Origin of the sequence: Rathayibacter sp. PhB186 (assembly GCF_003751825.1) — a bacterium.
Classification (GTDB): Bacteria; Actinomycetota; Actinomycetes; order Actinomycetales; family Microbacteriaceae; genus Rathayibacter; species Rathayibacter festucae.
On sequence record NZ_RJKO01000001.1, the window covers coordinates 556,514 to 569,200 of the forward strand.

Genomic DNA, 12,687 nt, shown 5'->3' on the forward strand with positions numbered 1-12,687 from the left:
GGTCGTACGGTGAGCGCATGCGCGCAGAACTGACCCTCGGTGCGGAGGAGGAGCTCCACCTCATCGATCTCGAGTCGAGGCAGCTCTCCCCCCACGCCCCCCAGGTGCTCGCCCGGCTGCCGAAGGAGAGCTTCTCGGCCGAGCTGCAGCGGACCACGGTCGAGACGAACACCGCGGTGGTCGACTCGCTCGACGGGCTCCGGGAGCAGCTGATCTCGCTCCGGCGCGCGGTGATCGACGCCGCGGCGCCCGACGGCATCGGCATCGCGGCCGTCGGCACCGCGCCGCGCTCCGAGCACGGCGACTTCGAGCTCACCAGCACCGGCCGCTACGGCCGCATGCAGGAGCAGTACCGGATGCTCGTGGACGAGCAGCTGATCTGCGGCACCCAGATCCACGTCGGCGTCTCCGACCGCGAGCTCGCCGTGCAGATCGCCCAGCGGATCGCCCGCGACCTGCCGGTGCTGCTCTCCGCCAGCGCGAGCAGCCCCTACTGGAACGGCCAGGACACCGGCTACGCCAGCATCCGCACGATCATCTGGCAGCGCTGGCCGAGCGCCGGCGCGACCGGGCCGCTGGAGTCCGCGGCCGAGTACGACCGCCTCCTCGACGACCTGATCGCCACCGGCGTCATCGCCGACTCGAAGATGGCCTACTTCGACGTCCGGCCGTCCTCGCACGCGCCGACCCTCGAGCTGCGGGTCTGCGACGCGATGCCGATCGTCGACGACGCGGTGCTGATCGCCGGGCTCTTCCGCGGTCTCGTCCGCAGCGCCGAGCTCGACATCGAGGCGGGCCGCCCGTTCCGGCACACGCCGCCGCCGATCCAGCGCGCCGCCACCTGGCAGGCCGCCCGCGGCGGGCTCTCGGGGCCGCTGCTCGACCACACCGAGCACCCCCGCCCCGTCCCCGCCGCCGAGGCGCTGCGCAGCCTGATCGCCCGCCTCCAGCCCGCACTGGACGAGCTCGGCGACCTGGAGCAGGTGCGCGCGCTCGCCGAGGCGCTGATCGCGCGCGGCAACTCCGCCGACCGCCAGCGCGCCGTCCTCGCCGAGCGCGGCACCCTCGACGCCGTGGTCGACGCCGTCGTCGCTGAGACGCACGGCCCGGCGAGCGGCCCGATCCTGCCCGCCCCGAGCCTGCGCACCTACCGCGTGCGCGCCGGCGACGAGGCCGTCGCGACCGGCGGCCGCGCGAAGAGCGCCTACCAGCCGATCCTCGAGCACTTCCGCGGCCTCGGCCCCGAGCGCCTCGCCGGCCTGCACGAGTCCCGCGACCGGCTCGTCGAGCAGGCCGGGCTCACCTTCCGCGTCGGCGAGGAGGACCGGCCGTTCCCGGTCGACCTCGTCCCGCGCGTGCTGCAGGCCCACGAGTGGAGCGAGCTCGCCGCCGGGCTCGAGCAGCGCGCCCGCGCCCTCGAGTGCTTCCTGCAGGACGTCTACGGCGAGGGCCGGGCGGTGCGGGCCGGCGTGGTCCGCGATCTGCGCGGCGCCCCGGGCTGGAGCGAGGACGCGGCCCGGCTGCCCGCCGGGACGGTCCGCGGCGCCGTGATGGGCTTCGACCTGGTCCGCAACGAGTTCGGCGGCTGGCGGGTGCTGGAGGACAACCTCCGGAACCCCAGCGGCCTGGCCTACGCCCTGGGCATCCGCGCGCTGCTCGACGACGTGCTGCCCGATCTGCCGCGACCCGCGGGCCTGCTCGACGCGTCGACGGCGCTCGCCGGACTGCGCGCGACGCTCGCCCACGGGACGAAGCGCGCCGACCCGGTGCTCGGGCTGCTCTCCAGCGGAGCGTCGAGCTCGGCCTGGTTCGAGCACCGCCGGCTGGCCGAGGGCGCGGGACTCCTGCTGCTCGAGGCGGGCGACGTCACGGTCGAGGGCGGCCGCGTCCTGGCCGGCGGCACGGTCGTCGACGCGCTCTACCTGCGGCTCGACGTCGAGCTGGCAGACCTCGTCGCCGGCGACCGCCCGATCGGCCGCGAGATCCTCGAGGTCGCGGCGGCCGGCGACGTCTACCTGGCGAACGCGCCCGGCAACGGCGTCGCGGACGACAAGGCCCTCTACTGCGCGGTCCCCGAGCTGATCGGCTACTACCTCGACGAGCGCCCGCTGCTCGAGTCCGTGCCGACCTACCGCCCCGAGGACGAGGCCGAGCGCCGGATCGTGCTCGAGCGGGTCGGCGAGCTGGTCACCAAGCCGGTCGACGGCTACGGCGGCCGGGGAGTGATGATCGGCCCGTCGGCCCCCGCGGCGCGGGTCGCCGAGCGGCGCGCCGAGATCGCGGCGGACCCGGGCGCCTGGGTCGCTCAGGAGGTGGTCCGGCTCTCCTCGCTGCCCGCGTTCTCGGGCACCGACCTGCAGCCGCGGCACATCGACCTCCGCGCCTTCGTCTTCGTCACCGGCACCGGTCCCGGCGACGTCCGCCTCGCCGACCTCGCGCTCACCCGCGTCGCGGCGGAGGGCAGCATGATCGTCAACTCCTCGCGCGGCGGCGGCGCGAAGGACACCTGGATCGTCGGAGGCTGAGATGTGCGGCATCGCGGGCGAGATCCGGTTCGACGGCGCGCGCGCCGACATCGGCGCCGTCGACCGGATGACCGGCTGCCTCGTGCACCGCGGCCCGGACGGCGACGGGCTCTGGGCGGCGGGCCGTGTGGCGCTCGGGCACCGGCGGCTGGCGATCATCGACCTCTCCGCGGCCGGCGCCCAGCCGATGGTCGACGCCGCACTCGGCCTGACGATCGTCTTCAACGGCTGCATCTACAACCACCGGGAGCTGCGCGCCGAGCTGGAGGGGAAGGGGCACCGCTTCTTCTCGCACTCCGACACCGAGGTGATCGGCAAGGCGTACGCCCAGTGGGGCGAGGACTGCGTCGACCACCTGCTCGGCATGTTCGCCTTCGCGATCGTCGAGTGCGAGTCCGGCCGCGTGGTGCTGGCGCGCGACCGCCTCGGCATCAAGCCGCTCTACCTCGACGAGACCCGCGAGCGGATCCGCTTCGCCTCGACCGTGCAGTCCCTGCTCGCGGCCGGCGGCGTGGACACCTCGATCGACCGCACGGCGCTGATGCTCTACCTGAGCTTCCACTCGGTCGTGCCCGCCCCGCGCACGATCCTCGCCGGAGTCACCAAGCTGCCGCCGGCGACCGTCCGCGTGATCGAGCCCGACGGCACGAGCCGCGAGCGCGTCTACTGGGAGCCGGTCTTCGCCCGCGATCCCGACCGCGCCGCCTGGACCGAGCGCGACTGGCAGGAGGCGCTGCTCGCGTCGTTCCGCACCGCTGTCTCGCGCCGGATGGTCGCGGACGTGCCGGTCGGCGTGCTGCTCTCCGGCGGCATCGACTCCAGCCTGATCGTGGCGCTGCTCGCCGAGGCCGGCCAGACCGGGCTGCAGACCTTCTCGATCGGCTTCGCAGCGGCGGGCGGCGAGTCCGGCGACGAGTTCGAGTACTCCAGCCTGGTCGCGGAGCGCTTCGGCACCGACCACCACCGCCTGCCGATCGACTCCGCGCGGCTGCTGCCCGGGATCGACGCGGCGGTCGGCGCGATGAGCGAGCCGATGGTCTCGCACGACGCCGTCGCCTTCCACCTGCTCAGCGAGGACGTCTCGCAGCACGTGAAGGTCGTGCAGTCGGGTCAGGGCGCCGACGAGGTGCTCGGCGGCTACGACTGGTACCCGCCCCTGGCGCGGGTGCCGCGCGAGCGCGCCGTCGAGGCCTACGCGGACGTCTTCGTCGACCGCCCCTTCTCCGCGCTGCAGGCGCTGCTGGCGCCGGCCTGGCGCGGAGACCCCGATGCGGCGACCGCCTTCCTCGCCGAGCGCTTCGCCCGCCCCGGCGCCGACACGGCCGTGGACGCGGCGCTGCGCAACGACACCGCGGTCATGCTCGTCGACGACCCCGTGAAGCGGGTCGACAACATGACCATGGCCTGGGGCCTGGAGGCGCGCGTGCCGTTCCTCGACCACGAGTTCGTCGAGCTCGTCGGCACGATCCCGCCGGAGCTCAAGCTCGCCGACGGCGGCAAGGGGATCCTCAAGCGGGCCGTCCGCGGCATCGTCCCGGACGAGGTGATCGACCGCACCAAGGGATCCTTCCCGGTGCCGGCGATCCGCCAGCTGGAGGGGCCCTACCTGGAGCGGGTGCGGGCGGCGCTGACCGACCCCGCCGCGCGGCGCCGCGGCGTCTTCGATCCCGCGACAGTCGACGCGCTGCTGGCCGACCCGAACGCGACCCGCACCCGCCTGGGCTCGAACGAGCTCTGGCAGCTCGCCCTGCTCGAGATGTGGCTCCAGGAGCACGGCGTCGGCTGAGCGGTGCCGGAGGATGGAGGCATGACGCCTCCTCTCATCGTTTCGCCGCAGGCCGACCGCGTGGCCGCCGCCGAGGAGCTCGCGCTCGGACTCGTGCACGCCTGGGGCAGCTGGGGTCCGACGATGACCCCGGACGCCGCCCGCGTCGCCTTCCTCAGTGATCGCGGCGGGTCGCCGGAGGTCTGGGTGCAGGACGTCGTCGTCGGGGCCGAGCCGAGCGAGGCGCGCCGCATCGCCCTCACCGAGGATCCGGTGCTCGAGGTCTCCTGGTCCGCCGACTCCGCCTGGCTGGCCTGCCTCGTCGCGACCGACGGCGGGGTGCGCAGTCAGGTCTGGGTGGTCCGCCCCGACGGCTCGGACGCCCGCCGCATCGCCGGCTCCCGCGACGCCCACGCCGAGCTCGGGCCGTGGACCCGCAGCGGCCACCACGTCGTCGTCACGATCCCGTCGGCCGAGCCGGAGCAGCCGACCCGCTCCTTCCTGGTCGACCCGGTGACGGGCGAGCGGAAGCCGCTCGTCGACGGCGACCTCATCTCGGTGCTCGACCTCTCGGTGGAGGAGCGTCTCGTCGTGGTCCGCGACGGCCAGCGCGGCCAGCAGTACTGCGTGGTCGTCGACCGGCTGACGAACGAGAACCACGCGCTCCTGCCCGACTCGGGCACCGGATCCACGGACGTCGCGCTGCTGCGCCCGTCGCCGCTGCACGACACCGAGAGCCCGATGGTCGCCTACCTCGCGACGGACGTCGACCTGCCGCGGCGCCAGCTCGTCGCGATGCCGCTCGGCCCGGACGGCTGGCGCGGCCGGATCCGCCGCCTCGCGGCCCGCGACGACGCCGAGCTCGAGGGCCTGGACGCCGACGACGCCGGACGGATGCTGATGCTGGTCTGGAACGTCGCCGGCTCGAGCGAGATCGAGCTGCTGGACACCACCACCGGCGCCCGGGTCCCGGTCGCCGGGCTCCCGGGACTGGTCGCGACGACGCCGGTGCTCTCCCGCGACGGTGGCGCGGTGATCCTCGGCGTCGAGGGCCCGGAGCGCCCCCGCGAGCTGTGGCGGCTGGACACGGCGACCCACGAGTGGTCCCGGATCACCGGGGTGCCGACGCTCGATGCGCCGCCGCTGATCGTGCCGACCCTCGAGCGCTTCACGGGCCGCGACGGTCTCGCGCTCTCCGGCTGGCTCTACCGCGCGCCCGGGTCGACCGGGCCCGGAGCGGCCATGCTCAGCCTGCACGGCGGTCCGGAGTCGCAGGAGCGCCCCACCTTCTCCGCCCAGCACCAGGCGGTCGCCGCCGCGGGGATCACCGTCTTCGCGCCGAACGTGCGCGGCTCCTCGGGCTTCGGCCGCGACTTCGTGCACGCCGACGACGTGGAGAAGCGCCGCGGCGCCTTCGACGACGTCCTCGCCGCCGCCGCGCACCTCGTCGACGCCGGCATCGCCGACCCGGCGCGGATCGCCGTCACCGGCCGCTCCTACGGCGGCTACCTGACGCTCGCGTCGCTCGCCTTCTCGCCCGGCGTCTTCGCCGCAGGCGTCGACATCTGCGGGATGTCGCACCTGCAGACCTTCTACCGCGACACCGAGCCGTGGATCGCCTCGGCCGCCGTCACCAAGTACGGACACCCCGAGCACGACGCGGAGCTGCTCGAGGAGCTGTCGCCGCTGAACGCGGCCGCCGCGATCGACGTGCCGCTGCTCGTCGTGCACGGCGAGCTCGACACCAACGTCCCGATCGGCGAGGCCCGGCAGATCGTCGCGGCGCTCGAGGAGCTCGGCCGCCCGGTCCGCTACCTCCAGCTGGACGGCGAGGGCCACGAGTACCGCCGTGCCGACTCGAAGGAGACGCTGCTGCGCGAGCTCCTGCACTTCCTCACGGAGACCCTCGGCGCCCCCTGACCAGCGCGTCCCGGCGGTGAGGAAGAGGACGCGGCGGCGCCCCCTGCATGCTGGTCGAGCAGCCCCGCAGGGGCCCTGCATGCTGGTCGAGTAGCCCCGCAGGGGCGTATCGAGACCCGCCGCTCAGCGCGACTCGAACTCCTGGCGGAGCGTCCCGTGGATCGGGTGCGCCGGGTCGTCGCCGACCGCGCGCGCCGGGTCGTCGATCTCGACGGCGCGTCCCGGTGCGAGGTCCGCGTCACCGCCGACCATCTCCGAGACGCCGTCGAGCAGATCCTCGGCGATCCGGCTCGAGAGCCCGCTGCGCTCGCCCGGCCCGGGATCGGTGAGCTCGTCGACCGGAGCGGCCAGCGCCGCCTCCAGTCCCGTCCGCTCGACGCCGGCCTCCGGCTCGTGCTCGATCCGCCGCGCCTGCTCGTGCTGTGACTCCGACCCCTGGGGCATCGTCGCTCCTCGTCCGTCTCCTCGCGGCAGCGTCGTCCCGGATGGGGGCCGTGCGCTCCCGCCGCTGCCCCGAGCGTAGATCACGGCGGGTCCGATCGCGGCTCAGTCGAGCAGCAGCCAGGAGTGCGCCTCGACCCGCACGCCGCCGACGGTCGCCGCCTCGTCTCCGAGGTTGAGCGCGAGCCGGGCGCTCTCGCCGGCCGGCCCCTCGGCGACCAGCAGCACGGCGGTGTTCGACAGGTCGACGCTCCCGGTCCGCGCGGCGACCAGCCACGGGTGCCGGCGGCGGAAGGCGATGACCTCCTGGTGCACGCGGTAGGCGTCGTTCCGCGGCCACTCGGCCGGCTCCGCCGGGAACTCCGGCCGGATCGCGTCGTCGCCGCCCGCGCGCTCCTCCTTGACGCCCTCGAGCCCGCGCTCGTCGCCCGAGTAGATGCTCGGCACGCCGCCGACGAAGCCGAGGATCGCGACGGCGTGCCCGTGGTGGCGCGGGTCGCTGATCGCGCTGGCGAGCCGGGTCACGTCGTGATTGCCGACGAAGGTCAGCGGCACGAACGTCTCGAGGAACTCCGCGTGCCGCTGCAGCGTCCAGTCGAGCTCGAAGAGGTTGCCCTCCTCGATCGAGCTGCGCACCGACTTCCAGAGCTCGTACTGCGTGACGGAGTCCAGGCCCGACTCCCGCACGTAGCCGGCGTAGTCGCCGTGGATGACCTCGCCGACGAACCACGCCTCCGGGAAGCGCTCGCGCACCGGGTCGATCGCGGCGCGCCAGGAGGAGGGGTCCACCGCGTACGCGGCGTCGAGCCGCCAGCCGTCGATCCCGCGCTCGAGCCAGTGGCTCAGCACGGCGGAGACGTGCGCGGCGACCTCGGGGTTGGCGGTGTCGAGCTCGACGAGCGCCTCGTGCCCCTCGAAGACGTCGACCGGCAGGCCGTCGACCTCGCGCGCCGAGTCGGTCCGCCGGAAGCGCGCGGCGGCGGGGGAGCCCTCGCCCGCCGCGACGGCCTCGCGCCACCACGGGTGCTCGCGGCCGACGTGGTTGAAGACGCCGTCGAAGACCAGGCGGATCCCGCGCTCGCGGCAGGCCGCGATCAGCTCGTCCAGGTCGCGCTCGTCGCCCAGGCGCGGGTCGACCCGGAAGTGGTCGACGGTGTCGTAGCCGTGCGTCATCGAGGCGAACACCGGCCCGAGCAGCAGGCCGTTGCAGCCGAGCGCGAGCAGGTCGTCGAGCCAGGGCAGGATCCGGCGCAGGCGGTGCTGCGGCTCGTCACCGGGCTGCGGCCCGTCGGCCGAGGTCGCCTCGGCCCCGAGGAACGCCAGCGGGTGGATCTGCCACCAGATCGCCGTCGAGATCCAGCCGTCCGTCGTCGTCTCCGCCACTGCGGCCGCCTCTCCCGGCGGGCTCGGGTGCGCGCCGTCGGCGAGTGTAGCGACGGCCCCTGACATCGCCTCCCAGCCGCTCCCGACGGCTCCGCGGGCTGCCGATCGGCGTGTTTCCGGGGATTCCGTCGCGCGAATCGCCGCCAATCCGGGATCGGGCTGGTAGGTTACGGACGGTCCGACCGGTCGACGGGGTCCGTCCCCGGCCGTTGGACGACACACAACCACCAGCTGTTCTCAACAGCGCGAACGTCCTGGGAGGACACTCCAATGGCTGACAAGTCGCTCAACCGCACCGAGCTCGTCGCGAAGATCGCCGCCGACTCCGGCCAGAGCCAGGCCGCCGTCAACGGCGTCCTCGACTCGCTCTTCTCGACCCTCGCCGACTCCGTCTCCAACGACGTGAAGGTCACCATCCCCGGCTGGATCGCCGTCGAGCGCACGTCCCGCGCCGCGCGCACCGGCCGCAACCCGCAGACCGGCGAGACCATCCAGATCGCCGCCGGCCACTCGGTCAAGGTCTCGGCCGGCACCAAGCTCAAGGCCGCCGCCAAGTAGTCGCGGTCCGCGCCCTCACGGCGCAGCAGTTCCACTCGAAGACCCCGGCCCTCCGCCGGGGTCTTCGTCGTCCTGCCGCCCCTCAGCCGCGAGAACGTAGGCTTGCCGGGTGAATCGAACCGTCCGGATCGCGGGCCCGGCGCTCCTGCTCGTGGTCGCCGCCCTCGTCGCGCTCCTGGCGGCGCTCGCGTTCGGCGGCGGTTCGGCCGCACCGCTCCTGAACGACCCGGGGCCCGTCGTCCGCTTCGGCCTCCCGGTCGCCAAGCTCGCGGTCAACCTCGGCGCCGCCGGCATGATCGGCTCGCTCGTCCTGACGCTGTTCGCGCTGAGCCCTCGCGCGATCGCGAAGCGCACCGGCGCCCCCGCCGAGGCGGAGCCGCGCACCGAGTACACGATCGCGCTCGACGTCGCCGCCGCGAGCGCCGCGTTCTTCGCCGCCGCCTCCGCGCTGACCGGCTTCTTCACCTTCCTCAACGTCACCCAGACGCCGCTGAGCCTCGACCGCGACTTCGGCACGAAGCTCAGCTACTTCATCGGCAGCATCCCGGTCGGCCAGGCCTGGCTGATCACCACCCTCCTCGCCGCCGTCGTCACCGTGCTCTGCTTCGCCGTGCGCAACCAGACCGCCCTCGTCTTCGTGACGGCGATCGCGCTCCTGACGCTGCTGCCGATGGCGCAGCAGGGCCACGCGGCCGGAGCGAGCGGCCACGACGCCGCCGTCACCGCCCTCGGCCTGCACCTGGTCTTCGCCGCGATCTGGCTGGGCGGGCTGGTCACGATCATCGTGCTGCGACCGCTGCTCGGCGGCGCGCGCCTGCTGCCCGTGATCGGGCGCTACTCGAGCCTCGCGCTCGTGAGCTTCATCGTGGTCGCCGCCTCGGGCTACATCAGCGCCGAGCTGCGGCTCGCGACGCTCGGCAACCTGCTCACCGGCTACGGCGTGCTGGTGCTCGTGAAGGTCGCGGCGCTGACCGCGCTCGGCGTCTTCGGCCTCGTCCAGCGCCGCTTCCTGATCGCGCGGATGCGCAGCGCCGGCGGAGCGGGCGGCCGCAGCTTCTGGTGGCTCGTCGCCGCGGAGATCGCCTTCATGGGCATCGCCTCCGGCGTCGCCGCCGCCCTCGCCCGCACCGCGACGCCGGTGGACCAGGTCGCCGCCACCGAGCTGACGAACCCGACCCCCGCGGAGCTGCTCACCGGCGAGCCGCTGCCGCCGGCGCCGTCCGCCCTGAACTTCCTCACCCTCTGGAACGTCGACCTGGTCTGGCTGCTGGTCTGCGGCTTCGGCATCGCGTTCTACGTCGCCGGCGTCGTGCGCCTGCACCGCCGCGGCGACCGCTGGCCCGTGCACCGCACCGTGCTCTGGATCGCGGGCATGCTGCTGCTGGCGTACATCACCAACGGCGGCGTCAACGCCTACGAGAAGTACCTGTTCAGCGCGCACATGCTCGCGCACATGGTCCTGACCATGGCCGTCCCGGTGCTGCTGGTCCCGGCCGCGCCGGTCACGCTGATCGCGCGCGCCGCGGCCCGGCGCACTGACGGCTCCCGCGGCGGCCGCGAGTGGGTCCTGCTCGCCGTGCACTCCCGCTTCGCCACCGCGATCTCGCACCCGATCGTCGCGGCGCTGCTGTTCGTCGGCTCGCTCTGGGGCTTCTACTACTCGCCGCTCTTCCGCTGGGCGACGACCGACCACATCGGCCACGAGTGGATGATCGTCCACTTCCTGATCACCGGCTACCTCTTCGTGAGCGTCCTGATCGGCGTCGACCCGAGCGTGCACCGCGTGCCCTACCCGATGCGCCTGCTGCTGCTGCTGGGCACGATGGCGTTCCACGCCTTCTTCGGCCTGGCGCTGATGACGGGGGAGGGCCTCCTGCTCGCCGACTGGTACGGCGCGATGGGCTGGGGCACGAACGCCCTCGACGACCAGCAGGCGGCCGGCGGCATCGCCTGGAGCATCGGCGAGATCCCCACGCTCGCCCTCGCGATCATCGTCGCGGTGATGTGGAGCCGCTCGGACGCGCGCGACTCCAAGCGGCTCGACCGCCAGGCCGACCGCACCGGCGAGGCCGAGCTCACCGCGTACAACGACCGCCTGGCCGCCCTGCAGAAGCGCGGCTGAGCCGGGCCCTGCACGATCCGGACCGTCCCCGATCGAGTCGTCCCCGGTCGAGTCGTCCCCTGTCGACGGACGTCCCGCGACAGCCCCGAGCGGGCTCCGCGGGCGCTTCCTAGGCTGGCCGCTGCTGTCCGACCTCGCCCGCGTCCCGCGGGCTCGAGGCGCAGCGCTGCGAGAAGGGGAGCGCATGATCGAGGCACGAGGCCTGACCAAGAGGTACGGAGCGAAGACCGCGGTCGACGGGATCGACTTCACCGTGGCGCCGGGGAGGGTGACCGGGTTCCTCGGGCCCAACGGCGCCGGTAAGTCGACGACGATGCGGATGATCGTCGGTCTCGACCGGCCGTCCGCCGGCTCGGTGCTGGTCAACGGCCGGCCCTATCGCGAGCACGCCGCGCCGCTCGCCGAGGTCGGCGCCCTGCTCGACGCGAAGGCGACGCACCGCGGCCGGACCCTCCGCGACCACCTGCGCGTGATCGCCGCGACGCACCGCATCCCGCGCTCCCGGGTGGAGGAGGTCATCGAGGTCGTCGGCCTCGGCAGCGTCGCGCGCAAGCGCGTCGGCGGCTTCTCGCTCGGCATGGGCCAGCGGGTGGGCATCGCGACCGCGCTGCTCGGCGACCCGCGGACCCTCCTGCTCGACGAGCCGGTCAACGGCCTCGATCCGGAGGGGGTCCGCTGGGTCCGCGACTTCGTCCGCGCGAAGGCGGCGGAGGGCTGCTGCGTGCTGCTCTCCTCGCACCTGATGAGCGAGATGGCGCAGACCGCCGACCACATCATCGTCCTCGGCCGGGGCCGGATCCTCGCCGACGCCCCGCTGGACGACTTCCTCGCCGAGGCGCGGCCGCGCGTGCGCGTCGAGAGCCCGGACTCGGTGCGGCTCGCCGCGCTCCTCGCCGCCCGCGGTGCTGCGGTCGCCGTCACGGGCGGCGGGCTCGAGATCGAGGGGCTCGAGGCGCCGGTGATCGGCGCGCTCGCCCACGAGGCCGGAGCGGTGCTGCACGCGCTCACCGCGCTGACCCGCTCGCTCGAGGAGGCCTACGTCGCGATGACGGCCGACGCCGTCGAGTACACCGCCGCCCGTCCCCACGGATCCCAGCCCCTCGAAGGAGCCACCCGATGACCGCGACCGCCCCGAGACCCGTCCGCGACGCCTCGAGCGGGGTGAGGCTCCGCCTCGACGGGGTCGTCCTCTCCGAGCTGCTCAAGCTCGTCACCGTCCGCTCCACGTGGTGGTCGATCGTCGTCTCGGTGCTCCTCGCGCTCGCTCTGGCCCTGGCCCTGGGTGCCGTCGTCGAGCCGCCGAAGGAGGGCTCCGTCTCCGCGTTCGTCGCGGGCGGCGCGACCCTGCACCTGCAGTTCGTCGGCCTGGTGATCGCCGTCCTCGGGGCGCTGTCGCTCGGCGGCGAGTACTCCACCGGGATGATCCGCTCGACCTACACCGCCGTGCCGCGCCGGGTCCCGTCCCTCCTCGCCCGCGGGGTCGTCGTGGCGGTCGCGTCCTTCGTGGTGGCCGTGCTCACCTGCGTCGGCTCGTTCGCCGTCATCGGCGGGATGCTCGCGGCGAAGGGCACGCCCACGTCGCTGCTCGACGACGGCGTGCTCGGCAGTCTGCTCGGCGGCGGCCTCTTCCTGGCGGTCATCGGGGCGTTCTCGGTCGCCGTGGCGGCGCTGCTGCGCAGCACGGCGGCCGCCATCGGCCTCTCGGTCGGCGTGCTCTTCGTGCTGCCGCTGCTCGCGAGCATCGCGGGCGGTCTGCTGCAGGCCCAGTGGATCATCGACGTCAGCCCCTATCTGCTCTCGAACCTCGGGCTGGCGCTGTCCAGCGTCCCGAGCGAGGGCTCGGGCGTGGAGCAGATCAGCACGACGTCCGCGCTGCTCGCCAGCGCCGGGTGGCTCCTCGCCGTCTGGGTCCCGGCGCTGACGGCGACCCGCGTCCGCGACGTCTGACCGCGGCGCCGGGGTGCGGGGGTCGG

The 12,687-nt window shown here is 74.1% G+C and carries 9 protein-coding genes; 7 read left to right on the forward strand and 2 right to left on the reverse strand.

Annotated elements, in window-relative coordinates; all coding sequences use genetic code 11:
• The first annotated feature begins 17 nt into the window (after positions 1-17).
• From EDF45_RS02570 to EDF45_RS02580, 3 genes are read left to right on the forward strand one after another with little or no spacing between them, the layout of a single operon-like run.
• Positions 18-2,525: a glutamate--cysteine ligase gene (locus EDF45_RS02570; RefSeq protein WP_123734865.1), complete on the forward strand. Its 2,508-nt coding sequence runs from the start codon at positions 18-20 to the stop codon at positions 2,523-2,525.
• Position 2,526: 1 nt separating this feature from the next.
• A complete protein-coding gene (locus EDF45_RS02575) occupies positions 2,527-4,311 on the forward strand; it encodes an N-acetylglutaminylglutamine amidotransferase (protein ID WP_123734866.1) in 1,785 nt (594 codons plus the stop codon).
• A gap of 21 nt (positions 4,312-4,332) precedes the next feature.
• Positions 4,333-6,210 carry a S9 family peptidase gene (locus EDF45_RS02580; RefSeq protein WP_123734867.1) on the forward strand — a complete coding sequence of 626 codons (1,878 nt, stop codon included), beginning with the start codon at positions 4,333-4,335 and terminating at the stop codon, positions 6,208-6,210.
• A gap of 123 nt (positions 6,211-6,333) precedes the next feature.
• Here the strand turns inward: EDF45_RS02580 and EDF45_RS02585 are convergent, their stop codons facing one another.
• Together EDF45_RS02585 and EDF45_RS02590 are read right to left on the reverse strand one after the other, a co-directional pair.
• Positions 6,334-6,654, reverse strand: coding sequence for a hypothetical protein (locus EDF45_RS02585; RefSeq protein WP_123734868.1), 321 nt, complete (start codon positions 6,652-6,654; stop codon positions 6,334-6,336).
• A gap of 102 nt (positions 6,655-6,756) precedes the next feature.
• Positions 6,757-8,034 (reverse strand): alpha-amylase family glycosyl hydrolase, encoded by a 1,278-nt coding sequence (locus tag EDF45_RS02590; protein WP_260311742.1) that lies wholly within the window; start codon positions 8,032-8,034, stop codon positions 6,757-6,759.
• 270 nt (positions 8,035-8,304) lie between these two features.
• On the opposite strand from EDF45_RS02590, the gene EDF45_RS02595 reads away from it, so the two are divergent.
• From EDF45_RS02595 to EDF45_RS02610, 4 genes are all read left to right on the forward strand, one after another.
• Positions 8,305-8,592, forward strand: a complete 288-nt coding sequence (locus EDF45_RS02595; RefSeq protein ID WP_055786347.1) for an HU family DNA-binding protein — start codon at positions 8,305-8,307, stop codon at positions 8,590-8,592.
• A 109-nt stretch (positions 8,593-8,701) separates the two neighbouring features.
• Positions 8,702-10,714, forward strand: coding sequence for a cytochrome c oxidase assembly protein (locus tag EDF45_RS02600; RefSeq protein WP_208323003.1), 2,013 nt, complete (start codon positions 8,702-8,704; stop codon positions 10,712-10,714).
• 184 nt (positions 10,715-10,898) lie between these two features.
• On the forward strand, positions 10,899-11,834 hold the full coding sequence (locus tag EDF45_RS02605; protein WP_123734870.1) for an ABC transporter ATP-binding protein: 936 nt from the start codon (positions 10,899-10,901) through the stop codon (positions 11,832-11,834).
• Complete coding sequence (locus EDF45_RS02610; protein WP_123734871.1) at positions 11,831-12,661, forward strand: ABC transporter permease; 831 nt, start codon at positions 11,831-11,833, stop codon at positions 12,659-12,661. The genes EDF45_RS02605 and EDF45_RS02610 overlap by 4 nt, the downstream gene beginning before the upstream one ends.
• Positions 12,662-12,687: the final 26 nt, after the last annotated feature.